We start from the raw sequence: 23,484 nt of genomic DNA, 5'->3' as shown, positions 1-23,484 counted from the left end.
GGACGTTAGGTTCAGGCCGCCGTCTATCGTGCCAGTCAGGCAGCTTGCTACCCTCCGAGCAGAAGCGCCAGATCGGTGATGGCAACGACCACATGATTCGCTTCGAACCCGAGCTCCTCCGGGGGATCGGCCGCCGCGCGCTGAATCCAGAACGTGCGCAGCCCAGCCGAAGCGGCGCCGTTGATGTCCCACGAGTTCGACGAAACGAATCCCAGCGCTGAACGGTCGACCCCGAGCCGCTCCGGTCCCAGCATGTAGACGCGCGGACTGACCTTGAAGATCCGGACCTCCTCCACGCTGATGATGGTGTCGAGCAGGGTGTCAATGCCTGCGCTGCGCGCCGCCGCCTCCAGCATCCGGGGCTCCCCGTTGGAGAGGATCGCCAGCCGCAGACCCAGGTTCCGCAAGGCCTCCAGACCCGGCCGCACGTCGGGGAACGCCGCCAGCGAGAGATAGGCCTCCATCAGGCGCTCGCGCCGCTGGTCGGTCAGATCCAGATCCAGGCTGCGGGCCGCGTACACCAGGGCGTCCTCGGTGACCAGCCAGAAGTCCCGGTGCCGGCCCATGAGGCTGCGCAACAGGCTGTACTGCAACTGCTTGGCGCGCCAGCGCTGCGCCAGCGGGTCGCCAGACCCGGGAAACAGCTCCTCGCACAGCTCTGTTACCGAGAAAACGTCGAACAGCGTTCCGTAGGCATCGAATGCGAATGCCTCGATTCCTTCGGCGCGGGCGGGCTGGAAGCCTGACGCTCGCGCGGCGCCCAGGCCGGCCGCACCCGCGCCCAGGGTTCTGACGAAAGCTCGCCGGCCGGTCTTCATGCCGCGACTCCTTCCGGATCCCTCCGTCGCCGGTCACTGAGAGACCCAGTCCATTCTGCCACCAACGGTTTTACGACGCCCGCGGGAACGGGGTGGAGGCCCCACCGCGGGCTCGCCTTTTCAGGCATTATTAGCCGTAGCCGACGTCCAGGAAGGAGCAGGCCATGACTCGACTACTCGGACCGGGAGGGCGCGCAGGCGCCTTGACGGCCATCGTCCTCAGCGCGTTCGCCATCGCGGCGACCGGCCTTGGGGCCGCAGATGACGTCTTCGTCACCGTCGATCGCTTCGTGCCGCATACGTCGACGGTGCCGGCGAACGAGGGCGAGCGGGTCGGCCTGTTCCTCCGCGAGAAGATGAGCCGTGAACTCGCGGCGCGGATCGCCGACGGCGAGCGGCCGGACGGGAAGGTGGTCCTGTTCGTCCACGGCGGGTCGATCCCGTCGGTGCCGGACTACGACCTGCCGTTCAAGGACTACTCGTGGATGGAGCATCTCGCTGCCGCCGGCTACGACACGTTCGCGATGGACCAGACGGGATACGGCTTCTCACCGCGGCCGAAGATGGACGATCCGTGCAACATGGACGCGGACAACCGCGCCCTCGTCACGCCGAACCCGCTGGAGCGCGACTGCGAGCCGCGCTACCGGCACGGACTGACGACGAGCCAGTCGGACTGGGACGAAATCGCGAGCGTGATCGACTACATCCGCGAGCTGCGGGGCGTCGACCGGGTCAGCCTGATCGGCTGGTCCGCCGGCGGGCCTCGCACCGCCGGGTTCGCGGCGCGCAACCCCGACATCGTCGACAAGCTCGTGTTGTTTGCGCCCGGCTACCGGCCCGATCAGCCATCGGCGCCACCGAAGACGGTGCCGGGCGGCTCGGCGCCGATGCGCCTGCAGACCCGGGACACGCTTGAGAACGGCCGCTGGAACTCGACGGTCACCTGCGACAACCAGATCGATCCAGAGATTCAGGGCGTCATCTGGCAGACCGTGATGGCCTACGACCAACTCGGCTCAGTCTGGGGACCGTCACACGGTGTGATGCGAGTTCGCACGTCCGCCGGTTCGTGGGGCTGGAACCGCGAGTATGCCGCGAAGGTGCAGGCGCCGACCCTGATCCTCGTCGGCGAGCAGGATTTCCTGCTGGAGGCCGACCGGCAGCTCTACGGCGACTTGACCGGCACGGACAACAGGGTGCTGGTAGAGATGGAGTGCGCCACCCACTTCGCGGTGTGGGAGACGACGCAGTACAGATTCATGCACCAGGCCTCGCTCGAGTGGCTCGAGCACGGGACGTTCAGGGGAAGCGCGAACGGCCGATTCACGGTAGAGGCCAACAGCACCACGCCGTGAGGATTCCCCCGTGGTTCGGGCGTCGCCACCGCCAAGGGTGACGGACTACAATAAGGGCTTCGTGACGTGAGTTCCACGAACTCGGTGCGTCACTGACCTCCAGATTGCCGGCGTAGCTCAGTTGGTAGAGCAGCTGATTCGTAATCAGCAGGTCAGCGGTTCGAGTCCGCTCGCCGGCTCCATTTGTCCCTTCTATTGCAGTTGTAGGATCCGCCCCAGATGGCGCCCTCCAGACCTGGCCTCCCGCAAGCGTCGCTCGACATGCTGGTGCTGCAGGCGGTCGCGGCCGGACCGATGCATGGCTTCGGCATCATGCAGCGTCTGGACCAACTCTCGGCAGACGTCGTCCGCTTTCCACAGGCATCGCTTTATCCCACACTCCATCGGTTGGAGAACAACGGGCTCCTCACCGGAGACTGGAAATCAGCACACAAGGGCCGCGATGCGAAGTTCTACCGGGTTACCGCCACCGGACGAGAGCGGCTCCGCAGCGAGGCAGGCTGGGCGCTGCTGTCGAAGGCGGTCGGCCAGCTCGCGACGCTCGAGCATGAGATGCGAACCGCGTCGGCCATCCAGCGAGCACTCCTGCCGAACACGCATCGCGCTGGTGCGTTCTTCGACGCAGCGGCGGCGTCGAAGCCTTGCCTCGCGATTGGAGGCGATTTCTTCGACTACATCGACCTGGCGAGCGGATCGCTCGGATTCGTCGTAGGCGACGTCGCTGGCAAGGGGCCGCCGGCGGCTCTCCTTGGCGCACTGATGCAGGGGTCGCTGGTCGCGCAGGCGCACGCCAGCACGGGACCAGCGGCCACGGTGGCGGCAGTGAACGCCGCGGTCGTTCGCCGGGGAATCCAAGGCCGCTTCGTAACGCTCTTCTACGGCGTGCTCCGCCCGGACGGCAGCCTGACGTACTGCAACGCCGGTCACAACCCACCCATTCTCCTGCGGGCCGACGGCAATGTCTGCCGACTCGATGTCGGCGGGATGGTGCTGGGTATCTTCAATGACACCCCTTTCATGGAGGGATCACAGACCCTCGGGGCGGACGACCACCTCGTCCTGTTCAGCGACGGTGTCTCGGAGGCGATGAACGAAGCGGAGGAAGATTTCGGAGACGAGCGCCTCCTCGCCTGTCTACCCGCGGCCACTGGCAACGCGGAACAGCGCCTGCAGCACGTGCTGGCCACAGTGCAACAGTTCACCGGCAACGCCGCGCAGCATGACGACATAACCGCGATGGTCGTCTCGTACCGTCCCGACCAGCTCTAGCCATCGGTTGTGAGTCCCTCGCAGCTCCTGCGGGATAATGGGCTCCGTGGTGCATCACGCGCACTCAGACGAGGTAGCTATGAACCGATCACGCAACGGACGGGCTCGGCGGCTGTCGGCAGCAGCGGCGGTAATCCTGGCGCCGCACCTCAGCGGGTTGGGCACGACCCAATCGAGCGTTTACATGGCCGCTCAGGCGGAATCGGGCCGGGCGCTCGTCCAGCCCCGGGACGCGGAGGCGCGGGACGCGGCCGCGGAGACGGCCACGCGCGAGGCGCTGGAAGCGTTCATCACGCAGTGGAATACCGCCGACGACGCGAACCTGCGCCGAGCGATGCACTTTCCGTTCGCCACGGTGACGGGCGGCGGGGCGTTGATCATCGACGCCCAGCCCGACGACTTCTCGGCCGGCTTCGACGAGATGCGGGCGCGCGAGGGGTGGAGTCGCAGCTCGTTCGACTTCGACTCGTTCGCGGTGGTCAAGTCCTCGACCGACAAGGTGCATGCGTCGATCGGCTTCAGCCGTTATGGCCCAGACGGTACCGCCTATCGCACCTCGCAGGTGTTCTACATCGTCACCCGGCACGACGATCGCTGGGCCATCCAGCTTCGAACCCCGGCCCCCGAACCCGAGGATCTGGTCGGCGACGAGCGGGCGGAGATCCTCGCGGCGGCCCGCCGGGCGGTGCTGGACTTCTTCACCGCCTTCAATTCCGGGGACGTCGACGGCACCGTCGCGACGCTCAACCACCCTCACCTGTTCATGACCGCCGGCGGCGGCTTCGCGGTGGCCGAGACGCCCGGGGACGGCCCGCGGCCGAACTTCGACCGGATGCGCTCCGACGAAGATTGGCACATGAGCACCATCGACGCCCTGGAGGCGAGCATCGTCACGCGCAACAAGGTGCACTTCGAGCTGACCTTCACCCGCTGGCGCCCTGACGGCACCCGCTACTGGACCGTTCCTGCGCTTTGGATCGTGACTCGCGCGGGAGACCACTGGGGCATCCAGGTCCGCTCGCTCATGCCGGCCACCTTCGACGCGCGCGCCCGGTAGCCAACTCGGGGCGGCTGGCCAGTCGAAGGAGATCGTGTCGGCCCGAAGCCACTCGGGCCCTGCTCCTGCGAGATAATGACCCCGTAGTGCGTCGCGCGCACTCAGGTGAGGTGACTATGCACTGGTCGCGCAACGGGCAGACTCGGCGGTTGTCGGGGTCGGCGGCGGTATTCGTGGCAACCGCGCTCCTGGCGCCTGCCCTGGACGGACTGGGCACGACCCAGTCGGGCGTCTATACGGCAGGCCAAGCGGAATCGGGCCAAGCGATCTACGAGCGGGTGTGCGCCGCCTGTCATCAATCCAATCTGCAGGGCAGTTTCGAGGCGCCACAACTCGCCGGCGACAGCTTCCTTCAGTTCTGGGGCGACCTGAGCGCAGCTGATCTCTTCACCCGCATCAAGGACTCGATGCCGCCCGAGAATCCGGGCGGGCTCAGCGACGAGTCGTACCTCGACATCGTGGCCTACCTGCTGCAGGCGAACGGCGCCCCGGCGGGCAACACGCCGTTGACGGCGGACGGAAGCCTGCCCATCGGCACGGTCGCCGGGGGAGCGTCCCCGGCCGCGCCTGCAGCGGCGGCGCCCACAGCGGCAGCCCCCTCCGCCGCTCCGGAGACCGGCGGCGTCACGGTGGCAGGCACGGTCGACGGCTACCGGCCGGTCACCGACGAGATGCTGCGCAATCCCGACGACGGCGACTGGCTGATGATCCGGCGCAACTACCAGGCCTGGAGTCACAGCCCGCTGGTGGATATCAGCCGCGACAACGTCGCCGATCTGGAGCTGGCCTGGGTCTGGGCGATGAACGAGGGCGGCTGGAACGCCCCCTCGCCGATCGTCCACGACGGCGTCATGTACCTCGCGGGGATCGGTCCGGTGGTGCAGGCGCTCGACGCCGCCACCGGCGACCTCATCTGGGAGCACCGCGTGGAGGTGGCGACGACCGGCTACTCAGGCATGAGCCGTAACCTCACCATCTACGAGGACAAGCTCTTCCTGGCCACCCCGGACGCCCGCCTGATCGCGCTCGACGCCCGCACCGGGGAGCAGGTATGGAACACCGTCATCGCCGACCATGCCGAAGGCTTCCGCAACACCAGCGGGCCGGTGGTCGTCGATGGAACGTTGGTGCAGGGGCTGAGCGGATGCGATCGCTACACCCTGGAGAGCTGTTTCATCAGCGGATACCGGGCGGATACTGGCGAGCAGCTCTGGCGTTTCAACACCGTCGCCCGCTCCGACGAGCCGGGCGGCAACACCTGGGCGGAGGTTCCGGACTACCTGCGCGGCGGTGGCGATACGTGGATCACCGGCAGCTACGATCCGGATCTCGACCTGGTCTACTACGGGGTTGCGCAGGCCAAGCCATGGGTGGCGCTCAGCCGCGGGATGACGGTCGACGATCCGGCCCTCTACACCAACTCGACCGTCGCGCTCCGGCCGGGCGACGGGAATCTGGAGTGGTATTTCCAGCACGTTCCGGGCGAGACGCTCGATCTGGACGAAGTGTACGAGCGCGTGCTGGTCGACGTGGGTGGCCGCAAGACGGTGTTCAGCGCCGGCAAGCACGGCATCCTCTGGAAACTGGACCGGGAGACGGGCGAGTTCCTCGGCCACAAGGAGACGGTCTACCAGAACGTCTTCGACCGGATCGATCCCGAGACCGGCGCCGTCACCTACCGCCAGGACATTGCCGACGCGCAGTTCGAGCAGCTCGTCCCGGCGTGCCCGAGCACGGCGGGCGGCAAGAACTGGCATCCGATGAGCTACCACCCGGGTTCGGGGCTTCTGGTCCTGCCTCTCGCCCAGTCGTGCATGGAGCTTGCCGCCCGCGAGGTGGCGTTCGAACTGGGCTCAGGCGGCGTCGGCATGAGCTCTCGGCCGTTCCACGAAATGCCCGGCACCGACGGCCGGTTGGGAAAGCTGGCGGCTTACGACGCCGAGACGCTGGAGGAGGCCTGGAGCATCGAGCAGCGTCCGACGTTCCTCACCGGCGTCTTGACGACAGCCGGCGGACTGGCCTTCGTCGGCGACCTCGACCGGCGGTTCCGCGCGTTCGACGTGGAGACGGGTAAGGAGCTCTGGCGGTCTCGGCTCGGCACGTCAGTGCAGGGCTTTCCGATCAGCTTCCGCGCCGGCGGTCGGCAGTACATTGCGGTACCGACCGGCCTGGGCGGTGGCAGCCCCCGGCTGATGCCCCGGACCCTGGCACCGGAGGTCCGGCACCCGGGCAGTGGCAACGCCCTCTACGTGTTCGCCCTTCCCAACCGGGAGCCGGACGCTGCGGCGGATGTGCTGGAGCTCGAACGGCGGATCGAGGCGGCGGTCCTGCGCGCCGACGTCGACTTCCTCGACGGCGTCTGCGCCGACGATTTCACCTACACGCACGGAGACGGCTGGACCAGCGGCGGCGAGATTCTGGGAGTCGACCGGCGCGACGAGTGGCTGGCGTCGCTGGACGGCCGCTATGCCGTGCGGGAGGTCGATTCGCAGCAGGTCGAGATCCACGGCGACGTCGCCATCACCATGGGACGGGTGCGAGCCCGTACCGGCGGGCCCGCCGCGGACCAGCGCAGCTTCAGCTTCTGGTACGTGCGCGTCTACGCCCAACGGGACGGCGCATGGAAGTACCTCTCCCACCGCACGGTGAACGGCCCCGTCTACGAGGATTGACCGGAGCTCAATGAATCGCATCGGCCTCGTCGCGCTGCTGGCGGGGCTGTCGATGGGCGCCGCCGGGCAGGAGCCGGGCCGGGTCCGGGTCGAGGTGCGGGCTGGCGGGGAACCGGTCGCCGGTGCGACCGTGGTCGTGGCGAGCGTCACCCAGGTCACGGATGAGGGCGGGATTGCGGTGGTGCCGGCAGCGGCGGGGCTCGTGCAGGTCACTGTCGTGCATGAGGGATTCGTGCCGGTCACCGTGCCCGTCACGTCAGTGGAGAACATCGAGCGCGTCGTCCGTATAGAGCTCGAGCCGGAGCTCACGATCGAGGAGGAAGTCACGGTCGTCGCCAGCACCCGGACGGGGCGTCGTATCGAGGACCAACCGATGCGGGTTGAGGCCCTCGACCGGGAGGAGATCGAAGAGAAAATGCTCATGACGCCCGGGGACATCGTCATGATGCTCAACGAGATGGGCGGCATGCGGGTGCAGACCACGTCCCCGTCGCTCGGCGCCGCGAGCGTGCGCATCCAGGGGATGCGGGGACGCTACACCCGCTTCCTCTCCGACGGGTTGCCGCTCTACGGCAGCCAGCCGGGCGGCATGGGGCTGCTCCAGATCCCGCCGATGGATCTGGGACAGGTGGAGGTCATCAAGGGGGTTGCTTCCGCGTTCCATGGAACCGGCGCCATGGGCGGGGTTGTCAATCTCCTGTCGCGGCGGCCCAGTGACGAATCGGAGCGGGAGGTTCTCTTCAACCGGTCAACGCGAGGCGCGACTGACGGCGTCCTCTGGCTGTCCACGCCGTTATCCGAGACCTGGGGGATGACCCTGCTCGGCAGCGTGCACCGACAGGATCTCACCGATGTCGACGGCGACGGATGGGCGGACATGGCTCACTACGATCGCGGCGTCGTGCGCCCGCGGTTCTTCTGGGACGATGGGCAGGGCCGATCGTTTTTCCTCACGGCCGGTGGGGCTCGTGAGTCCCGCACCGGCGGCACAGTAGTCAACCGTACGCTCCCCGCAACGGGGACATCTTATCGAGAGGCTCTCGATACCAGCCGCCACGATGTCGGCGTCCTGTGGCAGACGCTGGCCGGTCCGTCAGTCGTGACGGCGCGCGCCGCCTTCGCGCAACTGTGGCACGACCACACCTTTGGCGAGACCCTCGAGCGCGACCGCCGCGTAACGGGTTTCGCCGAACTCGCGGTGCGCAGGGCGTCGGGACGCCACACGTGGGTCGCCGGCGCTGCGGTCGAGCGCGACGCCTACGATCCCGCCGACGTCCCACGGTTCGAGTATGCCTTTACGACCCCCGGGTTCTTCGTGCAGGACGACGTCGACGTGCGGTCGTGGCTGGCGCTGTCGATGAGCGGCCGGCTGGATCGCCACAGCGAGTACGGCTGGTTCTTCAGCCCCCGCGTATCCGCGCTCCTGCGATCCGGCGACTGGTCGACCCGTCTGTCGGCCGGAACCGGGTTCTTCGGGCCGACGCCGCTCACGGAAGAGATCGAAGCGGCCGGCCTGACCCGGCTCACCGTGGACGGCCCACTACAGGCGGAGCGGGGTCGAAGCGTCTCTATCGACCTTACCCGCAGCCAGGGTCCGGCGGCATACACCGCCACGTTCTTCGGGTCGCGCATCATAGACCCCGTGCATGTAGATCGCTCGACCTACACGCTGCGCAATCTGGACCAACCGACCACAAACTGGGGCATGGAACTGCTTGGGACGTTCCGGCAACCCCCGTTCGCTCTCACCACGACCTATACCTATGTTCGGTCACGTGAGCGCTCGAGCGGCGTTATTGCCGACGTGGCCCAGACGCCAAGGCACAGCCTCGGGTTCGTGGCGATGGCCGAAAACGAGGACGGCCGCATCGGCTTCGAGCTGTACCGCACGGGACGACAACGGCTCGACGCCAACCCCTATCGCGACGTCAGCGAGCCCTACACCGTGGCGGGGGTGCTGGTAGAGCGGCGCGTCGGCCCGCTCCGGCTATTCGTCAATCTGGAGAACCTCACCGACGTGCGGCAGCAGCGCTGGGACCCGATCCTGCGCCCCGACCGGGCCGTCGACGGGCGCTGGACGGTCGACGCCTGGGCGCCCCTGGATGGACGCGTCATCAACGGCGGCGTCCGCGTGCAGTTCTAGTCGTTGACCCGCGTAAACTTCTGATTGCGGCGGCCGCCCAGGGTCTCGGCCAGATAGAGGTCGCCCTGCGAGTCGGCCACGATGGTGTGCACGAAGGTGAACTCGCCGGCCATGTGGCCGGAGCGACCGAAACCGCCGACGATGTCTCCACTCCCACGCTCCAGGATCCAGACGCGGTTGCTGCCCAGATCGACCACGAACAGGTGCCGTTGTTCGGGATCACGCGAGAGCTCGATGTCCGTGGCCCGCAGCGTCGCTTCGGCATACGCCGGCGGGTCGATGGGAATGACCCGCACGAGGTCACCTTCGCGGTCGAACACCTGGATCCGGTTCTGGCCGCGGTCGCAGGCGTAGACCAACCCGTCGTTGCCGAGCACGACGCAATGCGGATGCCCGCCGCCGCGCTCGACGAACTGCCCGTCGCCGCTCCCCGCCGAGCCCCACTGCCGCAGGTAGTTGCCCCCAGCGTCGAAGACCACGATCCGGTGGTTACCGTAGCCGTCCGCCACGTAGACCGACCCGCGCTCGCCGGTCACCGGATCGGGTTCCGGATCGACCGCGACGTCGGCCGGCGCGTTCAGCAACGTCCGGCTGGTGTTGTTGCCCGGCTCGCCGCATGTGGGATACGGCGCGTTCGGACTCAACGTCGGCGGGCCGTCACATAGCCCCTTCGTACCGATCTGCAGAAGCATCTCCGAGCCATCGTTCGTCCATTTCTGAACGACGCCATCGGAGTTGCCAGCCAGCCAGACGTTGTCCATGTGGTCGACGAAGCAGCCGTGGATGCCGTGCGGCAGGACCGCGGCCGCCCCATCTTCGGTGAGCGCCGGATCGCCCCAACTGTCCACCACGTTGCCTTCGCGGTCATAGACGACTACCGGCGGCGACGGAATCGACTGGTCGCCCTCCTGGTCCAACAGGCCGTTCGGCAGGAAGCCCCGGTTGACGGTAAAGATACGGTCCCGCGAGTCGATGCAACTCGCCCCGACCATGCCGGTCACCCACTGCCGCTCCAGCCCGTCGTCACCGGTGATGATGGGCAGCGGCCTGGGCCAGAAGGGATCGACCCGGTAGGTGGGAGTCCCTCCTCCCTGCTCCGCCGGCAGGGCCAGCGGCAACGCGCCACCGGCCACGATCGTCAACACACCGAATGCGATTCGCGCCGATGTAGACCTCCACATCATGGCGCCATCTTACTCTCGCGGCGCCGAGGCGCGATTCCGTCGATGGCGAACCGCGACTTGCTGTACAACAGCGCCTGGGCACCGGACGGAGATCCCCTCAAGGAGAAGCAGCGGTGGTCATCTTCTATGCGGTCATGTGCGTACTCGGAACTCTGCTTCCCTACAGCGCCCTCGTGGCCTGGGGGGTTGAAAACGGCGGAATCGACCCTGCCGCGATGGTCGTCGAGATCGCCCGATCGCGCATGGCGATGCTGGCGTGGGCGGACGTCCTGGTATCCGCGGTGGTGCTGATTCCCTTCGTCCTCCGCGAGGGGCGGCGGCTGTCCGTAGCCGGGCTCTGGCTCCCCATCACAGGCACGTGCCTGGTGGGCGTGTCACTCGGTTTGCCACTGTTCCTGTTGATGCGCGAGCGGAAGATGCTCCGGGCGGCGGCCCGTTCCCCGCGGTCCGACCCCGAATGAGACGCCGTCAGGAACCGTCGAACGCCCGCTGCAGGCCGGCGATATCCAGCTTGTCCATCTGCAGCATCGCCTGCATGAGCCGTTCCCAGCCTTCGTCGTGGCCCCGCGCACGCAGCTCGTCAATCACGCGAGGGACGACCTGCCATGAGACCCCGAACCGATCCCGCAGCCACCCGCAGCGCTGCGCCTCTCCACCCTCGGAAAGCCCGGTCCACAGCGTGTCAATCTCGGCCTGCGTGTCGCACTCCACCACGAAGGAGATCGCGGGTGTCAATTCGAACAGCGGCCCGCCGTTCAAGGCGGTGAAGCGTTGCCCCTGGATGCGGAAATCCACCTGCAACACGCTGCCGGCCGGCTGGCCCGATACTTCCGCGGCGCTTTCGCCGTAGCGGACAACGTCGAGAATCTCACCCTCCTCGAAAACGGAGGTATATAACGCCGCCGCTTCTTCAGCCTTTCCGTCGAACCACAGGCACGGCGTTATGCCGTGGATCATGATCCACTCCTGCGGACGGGAAAGTAGATGTCGGTACGCCACTTCGACTGGTCCGGCTCGGCGCCGGGATCGGTGACGTAAACCTCCCACGGCGTTCCCGCAGGCTCCAGACCTTCCGACTTCATCCACGCCATCAGCGCTTCCCAGGTCTTTCCGAGCTCGTCGTACGGCCCCATGTGCGTGACGGTCGCCGCCGTGCAGGCGGGAAGCTCCCCCGCCCCGACGCGGCCCGAACCCTCCACGGGCGATCCAACAGGAATCGCGCACTCGAGGTCGACGGTTCCCCCCTCCATCGAGTGATAGAGCGCGAGGGGCATCCCGACCGGAGCCTGCCCCTGCTGCTGGATGTACCCGAATACCTCTCCGAAGAGCGGTCCCATCACCTTCCCGATCTCGTCCATTCTGGCCGTCGTTCGGATGCCCACGACCGACTGTGCTTCGATTTCCCTGGTGCCGAATTCGTGCGTCATCGGTTGTTCCTCTTGCCTTTCCGCCGGGCGGCAAGCCGCCGACGAGAACTACGCCTGGCTGCCCCAATTCGGCAGCCTGCAAAGAATACGACGCCGGCGCATGTGTGACCATAACCACGGTGCGGATCTTCATCGCGGTAACGCTGGACGGCGCCACGCGCGCACGAGTGGAAGCCCTGATTGACGAGCTGCGGAATCAGCCGGCGGCCGCCGCGGTGCGCGTGCGATGGGTACCGGAGGCGAACCTGCACCTGACGCTCCGCTTTCTCGGCGAGTTGGACGAGCACCGCACGGCGGCCGTCCGCGAAACGCTCATGTCGGCCTGGTCACAGTCTCCGTTCAAGGCGTCGCTCGGCGCCGCCGGCCTCTTCCCGCCACGGGGTGCGCCACGCGTCGTCTGGCTCGACGTGCGCGACGGCGCCGACCGGTTGCACGAACTACAGCAGGAGGTGGAGCGGCGGCTCGCGCGCATCGGATTCGGGAGAGAGCGGAGACCCTTCCGCCCGCATCTGACCATAGGGCGCATGAAACGGATCGCGCGGCGCGCGGAACGAGCGCTCAACCGCACGGTCGAGGCCCTCGACGTGCCCCAGACGGAGTGGACCGTCGATCGCGTCGTCCTGATGGAGAGCCGGCTGTCGTCCGAGGGCGCGGCGTACCACGAACTGGCGGCGGCAACCCTGTTGAGATCGCGGGCTATGCCGCCAGACTGAAGACGAAGGACGATCTCGTCCTCAGGCCGGCTCGAGGTAGTCCTCCCACAACTCGACATAGACGGCGTCGCGGTCGTGGCCGCCCTCACCCCAGAGTTCCCGACCCGTGAAGCGGACCGTGTAGACGTGCTGCGGGAAGTCGCCGAGCTGTTGCCCGTGCTTGTCGGTGTCCTGGAGCGCGTAGACACCGTTGTCCCGGATGACCGTGCCGTGCTTGCCTTGCGCGTAACCCGGCAGCCGGGTGTGTCCTGGCGGACTCACCCTACGCGCCCGGACCGAATCGCCCACGCCGAACCGCGCCGGGACATCGAGAGCGAGGAGCCCGAACCCCAGCGACGCCTGCGGCGGCCGCTCCTGTCGCTGCGGCCGCGCCGCCTCCGGATCGCTGGCGCCGCTCGTCAGCTCGGCCTCGGTGACGACCCCTTGCGCCTTCAGCACGTTGACGAGCGCGATGAACCACCGCTCGTAGTACGACAGGCGCAGGTAGTCCGCCGCCGGAACGCGCTCTTGCGCAAACCGGAAGCTCCCCCAGTTGCCGCCCAGCCCCCACGGGACGAGAAGACGGCGCAGACCGAAGACCCGTCCCTCCCACGGCGCGTGAAAGACGGGCTCGTTCGGCTCGGGATCGACTGGCCCCCGGCCACCTGTCCCGCCCATGTCGTGGGCTCCCTTCATCGGCGGCTTCCCCGGCCGCGGCATGCGTCGGCCCGAGCGTCCTTGTGATCCCGCGGCGCCGGTCAATCAGCGAACCGGCTATTCAGCCAGACTGAAGACGAAGAGGCCGTTGCCGCCGTCGGGACGCTTCTCTTCCGGCATCAGATCGGCCGGGATCATCCCGCCCCAACTGGCGCCCCCGCTACCGACCGGGACGGCGACGTACTGGCGGCCGTCGACGGCGTAGGTGATGGGGAAGCCCTGTATGGATGTCGGCAGGCGCGTCTGCCAGAGTGTTTCGCCATTCCCCACGTCGAAGGCGTACATGTAGCGGTCCCAACTGCCGGCAAAGGCCAGACCGCCGTCCGTGGTGAGCGCGGCGCTGTTGATGGGCGTCTTGAAGCGCCGTCGCCAACGGACATCGCCCGTCCGCATGTCCATCGCCAGGAACTCGCCCAGTTGCCCCGGGCTATCGGGATGGAAGTGGTTCGTACGGCGCACCGGCCCGGTGCCGCCGCCTCCCTCCACCCGGTCGACCGGCCCGAAGATGCCGGTCTCGCAATTCAGGTTGATCGGAATATAGAAGGCCTCCTGCCCGGGGTGATATGACATCGCGCGCCAGCTCTTGAAGCCGGCCGTGCTCGGGCACCAGAAGACCTCCTTGTACAGCTCGGGAATCATGCCCTCGCGGTACGTCACCTCTCCCGTCTCCGGATCGACGTCGGCGAACGTCTGGTAGCCCAGGTCGTGCGCGTTGCGGAAGGCGCCGCTCCCGAGATCCATTTCCCAGAGAACCGCCATCTTGCCCATCGTGAAGACGGACCGCTGCCCGTCGTACTCGACGATGATGCGCTCGAACACCTCGTCCATGTCCAGCGTCTCGCCCGGCAGGTGCTGGTAATACCACTTCATCTCGCCCGTATCGGGATCCAGGGCCAGTGTCGAATTGGTATAGAGCGCGTCGCCGTCGGTGCCGCGCGCCGCGCGCGCCCACGGTTTCGCCTGTGACGTCCCGTGGAAGAGCGTCCGCGTGACGGGATCGTAGCTGCCCGGGATCCAGGAATCGCTTCCGGCCCGGAACATCACCGGCAGGTCACCCCACGAGTCGCCGCCCCGATCCCCGGGCAGCGCGATCGTCGACGTGCGCCAGAGTTCCCGGCCGGTCCGGGCATCGAGACCGACGATGTAGCAGGCCTCCTCGCGGTAACGGCCGCAACCGGTCAGGCCGGAAATCACCTTCCCGTCGGCAATGATGGCGCCGCTCGAGAACTGGAAGCCCACGCCTCCCCCCACGTCGGCGTCCCATGCCACCTCGCCGGTCCGTGCGTCAATCGCGATGACGTGCGCATCGGCGGTGTTCAGGTAGATCTTGTCCTCGTAGATGGCGATATTGCGGTGAGCGCGCCCCGGAGGCGGCCCGCCGAAGCTGTTCCCCGGCGCTTCGACTCCCCGCCGGTACTCCCAGAGGAAGTCGCCGGTGGCCCCGTCGAGAGCCTGCACGACTTCACCGGGGTTGGCGATGTAGAGAACGCCGTCATGCACCAGCGGCGTCGTCTGCTGCGATCCGACCCCCAGGCTCCAGCTCCAGGCGAGACGGAGGTTGCCGACATTGTCCGCCGTGATCTGATCGAGCGGGCTGTGCCCCTGGCCATCCAGAGTCCGCCGCCAACTGAGCCAGTCCGCATCCGGCGGATCCTGCAGCATGGCATCGGTCACCGGCGCGTAGTTCTCCACCTGCGCCACGCCGGACGTTCCCGCCAGGCCAAGGCCAGTCAGCATGACGAGCGCACCTGCTGCGAATGGAATCTGCCTGGACATGGAAACTCCCTCCCCTTGCGCCACCGTGCCGACCGCCGCTAGTTGCCGTCGGCGGACGCGATGGTGCCGTACATCATGCCGCCGTACTCGCCGTGATCCCAGGTGCCGGCATAGCGGTTGTCATAGAAGACGACCCGCGCCCCAAACTCGTCGCCCAACCCAGGGATCTCGAAGTCGGTGATGCTCACCATCGGCGTGTCGCCGGCCCAGACGATGGGAACAACCACCGGCAGCGTGGCGTCGACGCTGCCGTACGTCATGTGCACGTCAAAGCGCCAGCGGTCCCCGTCGAGCTTCGTCGCGCTCGTGATCGCGTACCGCTCGGGCAGGCCGTCGCGCCGCTCCCGCCCTTCTATCGTGAAGTGTCCCGTCAGGACGACGTCCTGCATCCGCTCAGCGAACGCCCGTTCGCGGGCGTCGAGCGACTCTAGGGGCGCCGCCTGCCCCACCCCGGCCGCGCCGAGCAGCCAACCAATACCGATGCCGCCGATCAAGGCGACCGCAGCGGCGAGCGCGGTGAGCAGAATCCCCTTCTTCATGGGGGCGATTATAGCCGGGCCGACTCAGTCGGCGCGGCCGGTTGCCTGCCAGCGCAGCCAGTGGTCCGCGAGCACGAGCGCCACCATCGCCTCGGCCATCGGGACGAAACGCGGCAGCAGGCACGGGTCGTGCCGTCCCTTCGTACTGATCGTTGTCGGCTCACCCGTCGACGTCACGGTATCCTGCGGCTGCGGCAGGCTGCTGGTCGGCTTGACCGCCGCGCGCAGCACGATCGGCATTCCGCTCGAGATCCCGCCCAGCATCCCGCCGTGTCGGTTGGTCCGCGTGGCGATTCGCCGGTCGCCCGCGGCATAGAACGTGTCGTTGTTTTCCAAGCCGGTCAGGGTCGCGCAACCGAAGCCGACGCCGTACTCCACACCGAGGACGGCCGGCAGACTGAAGAGCGCCTTGCCGAGATCCGCCTTCAGCTTGTGGAACACCGGTTCTCCCAAACCCGCCGGCACACCGGTAGCCGCCACCTCGGCGACGCCGCCTATCGAGTTCTGCTGCGACCGCATCCGCTCGATCAGGCCGACCATCCGTGCCGCCGCCTCGGCATCCGGACACCGAACGACGTTGGGGGAGCCATCCGGCAACCGCTCGACATCGTTCAGCGTCACCCCGGCCGGGTCGGAAATCGCCGCAACCACATCACCCACCTGCCGGACGTAGCCGACGATCCGCGCCCCGCATCGCTCCGCCAGCAGCTTCTTCGCGATTGCACCCGCCGCGACCCGGACCGTCGTCTCGCGCGCGCTGGACCGGCCGCCGCCGCGGTAGTCCCGGAAGCCGTACTTGGCGTCGTAGCCATGGTCCGCATGGCCTGGACGGTACTTCGCCTTGATCGCCGAATAGTCTCGGCTGCGCTGATCGCGGTTCCTGATCAGAATACCGATGCTGGTGCCGGTGGTCCGCCCCTCGAACACGCCGGAGAGGATCTCCGGCACGTCCGCCTCGTCACGCTGCGAGACGATGGTGCTCTGACCCGGCCGACGGCGTGCAAGGTCGGGAACGAGATCGTCCTCGCTCAGGGCCAGGCCCGGGGGGCAGCCATCGACGACGACGACGTACGCCGGGCCGTGCGATTCTCCCGCCGTAGTAATGCGAAACGCCTGTCCGAAGCTGTTTCCCGGCACCCTCGGATTGTACCGGCTCCCCGAAGGCGGTGGTGACGACCGACACTCGGTCCACCGGCGCGGGGGCTTAGCAACCCGTGGTGAAACCCTGCGTCGCTCGAATGTAGCGGGGTTCACCACGGGCCGCTAGACAGGTGGCGGCGCGGACTGCCCCTCGAAAGGTTCCCGCTTGGTGGCCCGCCATCGCGTCAACAGAATGAGCAGGATCGTCAGGAGAATCTCGTCCAGAAACGGCAGGGGGTCCGGGACAATCCAACTGAGAAGGGTGAGCGCCGCCACCAGCGCAACGAGTTGCCACGACCGCAGCCGCATCAACAAGGGCTGCAGCCGGTAGAGGAACGGAAGCAGGATTCTCCCGAACCAGCGCATCACTTACCTCCGCTGCCTCCACGTCCGCCCGTGCCGCGCTCGGACGTCGAGCGCCCCCCGGAGCGTCTACAGGTGCGTCCGGTAGAAGGCGAGCACCCGCGACCAACACTCGGCCGCGTACTCCGGGTGATACACCTCCGCCCGCGTGTCGTTGAAAAAGGCGTGATCCGCACCCTCGAAAACGGTGATGTCCACGCTCTTCCCCGCCGCCTTCAGGTCTGCCTCGAGCTTGCGCGCCACCTCCGGCGTTACGAATCCATCCTTCTCCGCGAAGAACCCCAGCACCGGCGCCTGCAGGCCGGCGAGGTCGGGCGTCACGTTCGGATGGATGCCGTAGAAGTCGACGCACGCTCCCACCTTGAGGTTCGCGCAGGCGGCGAAGAGGGAGAGCTGCCCTCCCATGCAGAAGCCGACCGTGCCGACCCGCTCGCCGGTCGTCTCCGAACGCCCGAGCAGGCAGTCGACCGCGCCGCGCAGATCACGCTCCGTCTGTTCGATGTTGAGCGCCATCATCAACTTACCGGCGTCGTCGGGACCGGTGGCCGTCTCACCATGGTAGAGATCGGGCGCCAGCGCGACGAACCCCTCCGCGGCAAACCGGTCGACGACATCCTTGACGTGATCGACCAATCCCCACCATTCCTGAATCACGATGACACCGGGGCCCCTGCCGGACGCGGGAGCCGCCAGATAACCCGACGCCGGCTTTCCGTTCGCCGGAAATTCCACCATTTCGCCCATAGTCATCTTTCCCGTTCCGTTCCTCCCGCTCGCGCGCCAGGCACTACGTCATGCCGGCCTGGAGGCCGGCGCACCACTGGCTCCTCCCGCCAGGGGCTACTCCTCTGTCGTTGCTTCCACCGCGCCTGCCGCAGCGTCCACTTCAGAAAGACTCTGCGCGGCGTTCCCGAACGGTTCGGCCGTCAGCGGCGCATAGAGTTCCAGACTCGACTGCAGAAGGGTGCCCTCGTGCAGCGCGCGCACCTCGTCACCGTTGAGCCCGGCGCGGTGGATCATCCAGTCCCTGTAATCGGCCGGCGCCGGGATTGCGGTCGACCACTCGGGACCGGGACCGCCGAGGACGAACCGATCCGGCTGGAGCCGTTCCTCGACGGCCCCCACCATCCGGCCGTCCACCCAGAAGTGGGTAGCGCCGCGCGCCACGTGATGGGTGAGCGTTACCGTGTGCCACTGCCCGTCGGCGCTCGGCGCGAGCGTCGAGACCGAATTCCCGTTGGCCGCAGCGTACACCCAGCGTCCGTTCTGAATCGCGACCGATGCATTGAACCGGCGGCCCGTCGGCGTGAGGGTCATCGCCTCGAAGTCCAGCGACGCCTGGCGGAACGGTACCGTCACCCAGTCCACCTCGTGGGCGAGTGTCTCGCCCCCAATACTTGCCACCGTGCCCTCCCCCTCGGCCCGTACCGAGAAGGTCAGGCCGAACGAGCGCATCGTGTCATCGACGTCCATCGTGAGCGGCGACCGCGCGTTCCCGCGGATCCGGGCGAACCCTGGCGCGTCCGATTTCTGCGGGATCGGCTTGCCGGCGGCGAGCGCGTCGAACAGCGTCGGCACGAACGCATGGAACATCTCCGTGTGGCCAGCCGCGTTCGGATGGATTGGCTCAGGGAAGAAGCCGCGCGCCCACCGGCCGTAACCGTCGTCGATGGCGCCGAGGAGGTTGACGCTCGGTACGTCCCAGCTGTTGATGAGGAGGTTCATCTCGCGGGTCTGGGCGTATTCCGCCTCCGTGAAGTCGCCGCGCGCGTAGGTGTTACCGACAATGGGGACGATGTCGTTGTCCCGGGCGCGTTCAATCAGGCGCTGCATGCCGTCGGCCCACTGCCGCGCCACCGCGTCCTGCGCCTCCTGCGACGCCGCGCAGCGCGGTGATTCCTGACCGGGCGGGCAACGCATGATCCCCTCGTTGCCCAACGAGAGGGCAATGACGACGTAGCCGGGATCGACCGGAGTCAGATAGCGCGTATCGGGATCCGGCGTGCCTTCCGGCTCGAATCGCGGCGTGATGGTGACCGTGTTGTCGCCGCCGCGGGAGACGTTGATCACCTCCCAGCCGCGCGGCTCCAGCAACTCACGCAGGCGACCCGTATAGCCTCCCCGGTTCGTCTCGTCGCCGGTTCCGTTCGGTACCGAAGAACCCCACAGCGCGATCCGTTTCGGGCGGTCCCCGTTGTCCTGGGCCACGGCGGGCGGGGCGCCCGTCGTCAGGATCAGCGCCGCGACGATCGCGATCGCGGCCACGCGGTCGAGTCGAAGAAGAGAACGGCAAGCGGGAATCGTCATGCTCGGTCCTTTCCGCCGCAGAGCGGCAACTTGATCTTACTGTGCACTCTGCGGCAGTTGCGCCGTCACCTCGCCCGCCGCATCCAAGAACGTCACACTCGGATTCCCGTCGGCCGCGACGCCCGCCACCATCCGGATCCCGGAGGTGTCCGACAGGTTGAGGACGGTCGCCCCCTGCGCCACGGTCAGCAGGGCTCGCTGCCGGCCTTCAGCGGCAAGGCGCAGTTCGGGACGGTCGTCTCCGGAAACGCCGAGCGAGGCGCCTACGTTGCCGGCGGCGTCCGACAGGGCGACGCGCGGCCAACCATCAACGCCCAGCTGCAGTTGAAGCCGACTTCGCCCGCGGTCGCTGAGGCTCACGACCGGGCTTCCCTGCACGTCGGCCATCACCGCCTGCCCGGCGCCATCCTGGCCGACGAGCAGAACCGTGTCATCGCCCTGCACCGAGGCCAGCAGCCGGGTTTCGCCACCCGCACCGTGCAGTTGCAAAACCGGCGTCCCGTCCGCCTGCACGCCAACGAGGCTCCGCGGCTGACCCGCTTGATCGAAGAGCGTGAGCGCCGCGCGGCCGCTCTCGTCGCTCCCGGCCAGGATGCCGCGGAGATTCCCGGCGCCGTCCACCAGGTTCACCTGTGTCGTCGTCACGACGTCGGGCACCTGGGCCTCGACGCGGCTGTTCGTCAACAGGCTGCCTGCCAAGCCACCAAGGAACGACGCCCCGATCAGCGCCGCGGCCAGCCACCGCCCCATTCGGTAAGCGCGCGGCCCCCGCACTGGGTGTCGTTCGTCGTTCCAGGACCCTTCAACGGATTGCTGCATGTCGTCTGCTCCCGATGGACGCGTCCTTCACTCCTCCGTCGGCGTGAAGCGGCGTCCGCGTGTTTCCGGCCCCATCCAGATGATGGCGGCCACCAGCAAGCCGGAGATGGCAATGCAGATCTGCATCGCACCGCCGGTAGTCATCCCGCCGTCCTGCAATCGTCCGAGAACGAACGGCGTCAACGCTCCGAGCGACGCGCCGACGTGGTAGGTCAGACCCGGACCGACGCCGCGTACCGCAGTCGGAAAACGTTCCGTCAGGTACGACGGCGCGACTCCCCAGATCCCGGCCCCTGATACTCCCATGACGACCGCGCCGACAGCCAACAGCGTCGCGCCGGAACCGAGGAACGCCGGAATCGACACGACCCCGATCAAGGCTGCCACCGTCACCGCACCGCGCCGGCCAAGGGCCGTTTCCGAGACCCGCCCCCACAACGCCATGCCGACAATGCCGGAGAGGTTGAACAGGAGGAGGTAGCCGAGCGTCGAGTGCCCTCTTTCGATCAGAAAGGTGGGATACCAGAAGCTGAGCGAATAGTAGGAGAACATGAACGTCCCCATCAGCACGGATGACTGCACGGTTGCCCAGAGCAGCTCGGGCCGGAACAGGCGGAGCACCGACGTGCTCTCCGCCGCCTCGAGCGTGCCCGCACCGCCGGCCGCCGCTTCCTCACGGAGACGACGCTGGCGCTCCTGCCATACCGGACTCTCACTGACACTCCGCCGTATCCAGATCACCAGCAGCGCCGGCAGCAGGCCCACCCAGAACATCACGCGCCAGCCGATCGTTGAACCGGCACCGCCGCCGAGTGGATCCGCGATGCCTTCGAACAACGGGTAGATGGTGTGGTAGGTCAGGGCAGCCAGGATGTAGCCCCAGTACCAACCCCCCTGCAGCAGGCCCGACGCCAGGCCGCGCAACCGCGTTGGCCAATGCTCCAGCGCCAGCGGCATTCCCGCCGCCCACACGCCTCCCATCCCGATGCCAAAGAGCGCACGGAATCCGAAGAGCATCGCGTAGGAGGTTGAAAAGCCACTCAGGAAGGCAAAGACGGAGAACCAGAGAATCGACAGCATCAACGGTAGCCGCCGTCCCCACCGATCCGCCATCATGCCGGCGCCGAAGCCGCCCACCAGGCGGAACATCAGCGTGACCGTGCCGAGCGCGCCGGCGAGCGCGCGATCGACGGTGAAGCTGTCCTGAATGTCGATCAGGATGAACGTCATGATGAGGAAGTCGAATCCGTCGAGCAGCCAGCCGAGGAACGTTCCGAAGAACGCCTTCCACTGCACGCCGCTTACCTGCCGGTACCACGGTACGGAGGGCGCAGCTGCGCCGGCGGATCGTTCGCTCGTTGCGGCGGCCGGGGCGTGAGGGTTGGGCAGGTCGCCGGAGTCCAGGGGGGATGCCATCGGAAGGCCTGCCGTGCCGCGGCTACACAATCCTATAATCAAAGCTCGCCGCCCGCGGTTCCGGGCGAGACGCGAAGACAGGGAGACCCGCAATGGAATGGAATCGAGTCGTAGCGTTCGTCCTGGCCGCTACGGGCGTCGCGATACTGGCCGCGTGCGGCACGCCCGCGGCCGACGACGGGGCGGACGGCCCGATTGTCTCGCTGTCGGCCGCCACGCCAGTGAGCGTCACCGGGGGTGATGTTCAGGGCGCCGCAACCGCCGCCAATCCCGACGTCATCGCGTTCAAGGGAATACCGTTCGCGGCGCCGCCGGTGGGCGAGCGGCGCTGGCAGCCACCGGCGCCTGTCGTTACCTGGACCGGCGTCCGCGACGCAACCGAGACTGGTCCGATCTGCGTCCAGAACGGCGGCCAGAATGTCACCCAGGACGAGGACTGCCTGTTCCTGAACGTCTGGGCGCCGCGCGAGACCACGGAACCGCGCCCCGTCCTCTTCTGGATTCATGGCGGCGGGTACACCGGCGGTTCGGGCTCGAGCGCCCTCTACGACGGCACGGCACTGGCGGGAGACGGCGCCGTGGTAGTGACCATCAACTACCGTCTGAACGTCTTCGGCTTCCTGGCCCATCCGGCGCTCTCCGATGAATCGCCGCACGGCGCGAGCGGCAACTACGGGCTGTTCGACATGGTGGCGGCGCTGGAGTGGGTCCGCGACAACATCGCTACGTTCGGTGGCGATCCCGACCGCGTGATGATCGTCGGCGAGTCGGCCGGGGGCGGAGCAGTGATGGCCGTGATGCTGATGCCGCAGGCGGAAGGCCTCTACCATCGCGCGATTGCCCAGAGCACCTACATTCGTGGCTGGGACCGTCCGCTCGACTCGCCGGCCCGCGGCTGGGAACCGGCTCAGGCTCAGGGCGCGCGGATCGGCGAGGCGCTCGGCGCAAGCGGTGATGACGCGGACGAGCAACTTGCCGCGATGCGCGCCACCAGCGCCGGCGAGGTGCTCGAGGCATCCAACCGTGACGCTGGCAACACGTTCCGCAACACGGGTAATGTCTGGGCGCCGAATGTCGACGGCTGGGCGATCCTCGACGACCCGCTTGCCATGTACGAAGGCGGGCGCCAGCACGATGTTCCGTTGATCACCGGCCTGATGGGAAACGAGGGCTCGCTCTTCACCCGGAACATGGATATTGCCGACGTCGGATCATTCGAGGCGTACGTCCGCGCCGTCTACCCCGAGCACGCCGAGCAGATGCTTGCCCACTACGCCGTCGATTCTCCCGAATCGGCGACGGCCGGCATCGACAAACTGATTCACGACCTGCTCTTCGCCGGACCGGTTCGCGCCCACGCCGAGGCGCACGCGAAGAAGATGTCGCCGGTCTGGCTCTATCACTTTACGCATGCCCCGCCGACCGCCTGGGGAGAGACGCTCGGCGCCCATCACGCCGCCGAGCTGGTTTACGTTTTCGGAACGCTCACCCGAACCGACGACGGCGGCGAACGTCCCCTGGGGCTCAGCACCCTGGGCGACTTCACGGAGGCGGACTTCCGGCTCTCGGAGACGGTCAGGAGCTACTGGATCCAGTTTGCCGCAACCGGCAATCCCAACCGCCCTGATCTTCCGGACTGGCCAGTGTTCAACCTGGAATCGAACGAACACCTGGTTCTGAACACCGCCGCCGCCCCTGCCGCGGAGCTGGACGTCGCCGGCGCGGCGCTGTGGAACAGGCAGCAGACCGACCGGCGGGAGAGCAACTAGCAACCAGGTCGGGAGCGC

General features: G+C 67.5%; 20 protein-coding genes, 1 tRNA gene and 1 pseudogene. 9 read left to right on the top strand and 13 right to left on the bottom strand.

Annotated features, from left to right (window positions below; genetic code table 11):
- Positions 1-47: 47 nt before the first annotated feature.
- Positions 48-818 carry a haloacid dehalogenase type II gene (locus F4Y45_07970; GenBank protein MXY24443.1) on the bottom strand — a complete coding sequence of 257 codons (771 nt, stop codon included), beginning with the start codon at positions 816-818 and terminating at the stop codon, positions 48-50.
- A 164-nt stretch (positions 819-982) separates the two neighbouring features.
- Here F4Y45_07970 and F4Y45_07965 point away from each other — a divergent pair, with 164 nt between their 5' ends.
- The 6 genes from F4Y45_07965 to F4Y45_07940 all read left to right on the top strand — a co-directional run bounded on the left by F4Y45_07965 (position 983) and on the right by F4Y45_07940 (position 9,317).
- A complete protein-coding gene (locus F4Y45_07965) occupies positions 983-2,176 on the top strand; it encodes an alpha/beta hydrolase (GenBank protein ID MXY24442.1) in 1,194 nt (397 codons plus the stop codon).
- A 106-nt stretch (positions 2,177-2,282) separates the two neighbouring features.
- Positions 2,283-2,358 (top strand) — tRNA-Thr (locus tag F4Y45_07960).
- Between the two features lie 37 nt (positions 2,359-2,395).
- Positions 2,396-3,445 (top strand): PadR family transcriptional regulator, encoded by a 1,050-nt coding sequence (locus F4Y45_07955; GenBank protein MXY24441.1) that lies wholly within the window; start codon positions 2,396-2,398, stop codon positions 3,443-3,445.
- Between the two features lie 79 nt (positions 3,446-3,524).
- A complete protein-coding gene (locus tag F4Y45_07950; protein MXY24440.1) occupies positions 3,525-4,502 on the top strand; it encodes a hypothetical protein in 978 nt (325 codons plus the stop codon).
- Between the two features lie 116 nt (positions 4,503-4,618).
- Complete coding sequence (locus F4Y45_07945; protein MXY24439.1) at positions 4,619-7,174, top strand: PQQ-binding-like beta-propeller repeat protein; 2,556 nt, start codon at positions 4,619-4,621, stop codon at positions 7,172-7,174.
- 10 nt (positions 7,175-7,184) lie between these two features.
- Positions 7,185-9,317: a TonB-dependent receptor gene (locus F4Y45_07940; protein ID MXY24438.1), complete on the top strand. Its 2,133-nt coding sequence runs from the start codon at positions 7,185-7,187 to the stop codon at positions 9,315-9,317.
- On the opposite strand, the gene F4Y45_07935 is transcribed toward F4Y45_07940, so the two are convergent.
- Complete coding sequence (locus F4Y45_07935; GenBank protein MXY24437.1) at positions 9,314-10,501, bottom strand: hypothetical protein; 1,188 nt, start codon at positions 10,499-10,501, stop codon at positions 9,314-9,316. The genes F4Y45_07940 and F4Y45_07935 overlap by 4 nt on opposite strands.
- A gap of 113 nt (positions 10,502-10,614) precedes the next feature.
- Here F4Y45_07935 and F4Y45_07930 point away from each other — a divergent pair, with 113 nt between their 5' ends.
- Positions 10,615-10,962, top strand: coding sequence for a DUF2834 domain-containing protein (locus tag F4Y45_07930; protein ID MXY24436.1), 348 nt, complete (start codon positions 10,615-10,617; stop codon positions 10,960-10,962).
- 7 nt (positions 10,963-10,969) lie between these two features.
- On the opposite strand, the gene F4Y45_07925 is transcribed toward F4Y45_07930, so the two are convergent.
- Both F4Y45_07925 and F4Y45_07920 read right to left on the bottom strand, forming a co-directional pair.
- Positions 10,970-11,458: a VOC family protein gene (locus F4Y45_07925; protein ID MXY24435.1), complete on the bottom strand. Its 489-nt coding sequence runs from the start codon at positions 11,456-11,458 to the stop codon at positions 10,970-10,972.
- Positions 11,455-11,928 carry a GyrI-like domain-containing protein gene (locus tag F4Y45_07920; protein MXY24434.1) on the bottom strand — a complete coding sequence of 158 codons (474 nt, stop codon included), beginning with the start codon at positions 11,926-11,928 and terminating at the stop codon, positions 11,455-11,457. Before F4Y45_07920 ends, F4Y45_07925 begins: the two co-directional genes overlap by 4 nt.
- Here F4Y45_07920 and thpR point away from each other — a divergent pair.
- Positions 11,814-12,641, top strand: coding sequence for an RNA 2',3'-cyclic phosphodiesterase (gene thpR / locus F4Y45_07915; GenBank protein ID MXY24433.1), 828 nt, complete (start codon positions 11,814-11,816; stop codon positions 12,639-12,641). The two genes, F4Y45_07920 and thpR, sit on opposite strands and share 115 nt — an antisense overlap.
- 21 nt (positions 12,642-12,662) lie before the next feature.
- Here thpR and nthB read toward each other — a convergent pair whose 3' ends face one another.
- The 9 genes and pseudogenes from nthB to F4Y45_07870 all read right to left on the bottom strand — a co-directional run bounded on the left by nthB (position 12,663) and on the right by F4Y45_07870 (position 21,697).
- Entirely contained in the window at positions 12,663-13,340 is a 678-nt protein-coding gene (gene nthB / locus F4Y45_07910) for a nitrile hydratase subunit beta (protein MXY24432.1), read from the bottom strand.
- A gap of 54 nt (positions 13,341-13,394) precedes the next feature.
- Positions 13,395-15,113 (bottom strand): PQQ-binding-like beta-propeller repeat protein, encoded by a 1,719-nt coding sequence (locus F4Y45_07905; GenBank protein MXY24431.1) that lies wholly within the window; start codon positions 15,111-15,113, stop codon positions 13,395-13,397.
- Positions 15,114-15,151: 38 nt separating this feature from the next.
- The gene (locus tag F4Y45_07900; protein MXY24430.1) at positions 15,152-15,652 is read right to left on the bottom strand and encodes a hypothetical protein; all 501 of its coding nucleotides are present in this window, start codon (positions 15,650-15,652) and stop codon (positions 15,152-15,154) included.
- A gap of 24 nt (positions 15,653-15,676) precedes the next feature.
- A complete protein-coding gene (aroC, locus tag F4Y45_07895) occupies positions 15,677-16,789 on the bottom strand; it encodes a chorismate synthase (protein MXY24429.1) in 1,113 nt (370 codons plus the stop codon).
- 126 nt (positions 16,790-16,915) lie between these two features.
- The gene (locus tag F4Y45_07890) at positions 16,916-17,158 is read right to left on the bottom strand and encodes a hypothetical protein (protein MXY24428.1); all 243 of its coding nucleotides are present in this window, start codon (positions 17,156-17,158) and stop codon (positions 16,916-16,918) included.
- 66 nt (positions 17,159-17,224) lie between these two features.
- Positions 17,225-17,890 (bottom strand): dienelactone hydrolase family protein, encoded by a 666-nt coding sequence (locus F4Y45_07885; protein ID MXY24427.1) that lies wholly within the window; start codon positions 17,888-17,890, stop codon positions 17,225-17,227.
- A gap of 105 nt (positions 17,891-17,995) precedes the next feature.
- Positions 17,996-19,462 (bottom strand): SGNH/GDSL hydrolase family protein, encoded by a 1,467-nt coding sequence (locus F4Y45_07880; protein MXY24426.1) that lies wholly within the window; start codon positions 19,460-19,462, stop codon positions 17,996-17,998.
- Between the two features lie 208 nt (positions 19,463-19,670).
- A pseudogene (locus tag F4Y45_07875) lies at positions 19,671-19,886 on the bottom strand (hypothetical protein).
- Positions 19,887-20,308: 422 nt separating this feature from the next.
- A complete protein-coding gene (locus F4Y45_07870; protein MXY24425.1) occupies positions 20,309-21,697 on the bottom strand; it encodes an MFS transporter in 1,389 nt (462 codons plus the stop codon).
- A gap of 92 nt (positions 21,698-21,789) precedes the next feature.
- On the opposite strand from F4Y45_07870, the gene F4Y45_07865 reads away from it, so the two are divergent.
- Positions 21,790-23,466, top strand: coding sequence for a carboxylesterase family protein (locus F4Y45_07865; GenBank protein MXY24424.1), 1,677 nt, complete (start codon positions 21,790-21,792; stop codon positions 23,464-23,466).
- Positions 23,467-23,484 lie beyond the last annotated feature (18 nt).

Source organism: Acidobacteriota bacterium, from assembly GCA_009838525.1.
Classification (GTDB): domain Bacteria; phylum Acidobacteriota; class Vicinamibacteria; order Vicinamibacterales; family UBA8438; genus VXRJ01.
Note: the sequence above shows the minus strand (reverse complement) of the source record. Positions and strands in the feature narration are given on the sequence as shown.

Excerpts from the sequence above, each read along its gene's own strand:
- F4Y45_07945 (MXY24439.1), top strand. The coding sequence starts at position 4,619 with ATGCACTGGTCGCGCAACGGGCAGACTCGGCGGTTGTCGGGGTCGGCG.
- F4Y45_07965 (MXY24442.1), top strand. The coding sequence starts at position 983 with ATGACTCGACTACTCGGACCGGGAGGGCGCGCAGGCGCCTTGACGGCC.
- F4Y45_07890 (MXY24428.1), bottom strand. The coding sequence starts at position 17,158 with ATGCGCTGGTTCGGGAGAATCCTGCTTCCGTTCCTCTACCGGCTGCAG.
- F4Y45_07950 (MXY24440.1), top strand. The coding sequence starts at position 3,525 with ATGAACCGATCACGCAACGGACGGGCTCGGCGGCTGTCGGCAGCAGCG.
- F4Y45_07905 (MXY24431.1), bottom strand. The coding sequence starts at position 15,113 with ATGTCCAGGCAGATTCCATTCGCAGCAGGTGCGCTCGTCATGCTGACT.
- F4Y45_07955 (MXY24441.1), top strand. The coding sequence starts at position 2,396 with ATGGCGCCCTCCAGACCTGGCCTCCCGCAAGCGTCGCTCGACATGCTG.
- F4Y45_07880 (MXY24426.1), bottom strand. The coding sequence starts at position 19,462 with ATGACGATTCCCGCTTGCCGTTCTCTTCTTCGACTCGACCGCGTGGCC.
- F4Y45_07900 (MXY24430.1), bottom strand. The coding sequence starts at position 15,652 with ATGAAGAAGGGGATTCTGCTCACCGCGCTCGCCGCTGCGGTCGCCTTG.
- nthB (MXY24432.1), bottom strand. The coding sequence starts at position 13,340 with ATGCCGCGGCCGGGGAAGCCGCCGATGAAGGGAGCCCACGACATGGGC.
- F4Y45_07920 (MXY24434.1), bottom strand. The coding sequence starts at position 11,928 with ATGACGCACGAATTCGGCACCAGGGAAATCGAAGCACAGTCGGTCGTG.
- F4Y45_07940 (MXY24438.1), top strand. The coding sequence starts at position 7,185 with ATGAATCGCATCGGCCTCGTCGCGCTGCTGGCGGGGCTGTCGATGGGC.
- F4Y45_07935 (MXY24437.1), bottom strand. The coding sequence starts at position 10,501 with ATGATGTGGAGGTCTACATCGGCGCGAATCGCATTCGGTGTGTTGACG.
- F4Y45_07865 (MXY24424.1), top strand. The coding sequence starts at position 21,790 with ATGGAATGGAATCGAGTCGTAGCGTTCGTCCTGGCCGCTACGGGCGTC.
- F4Y45_07925 (MXY24435.1), bottom strand. The coding sequence starts at position 11,458 with ATGATCCACGGCATAACGCCGTGCCTGTGGTTCGACGGAAAGGCTGAA.
- F4Y45_07885 (MXY24427.1), bottom strand. The coding sequence starts at position 17,890 with ATGGTGGAATTTCCGGCGAACGGAAAGCCGGCGTCGGGTTATCTGGCG.
- F4Y45_07970 (MXY24443.1), bottom strand. The coding sequence starts at position 818 with ATGAAGACCGGCCGGCGAGCTTTCGTCAGAACCCTGGGCGCGGGTGCG.
- F4Y45_07870 (MXY24425.1), bottom strand. The coding sequence starts at position 21,697 with ATGGCATCCCCCCTGGACTCCGGCGACCTGCCCAACCCTCACGCCCCG.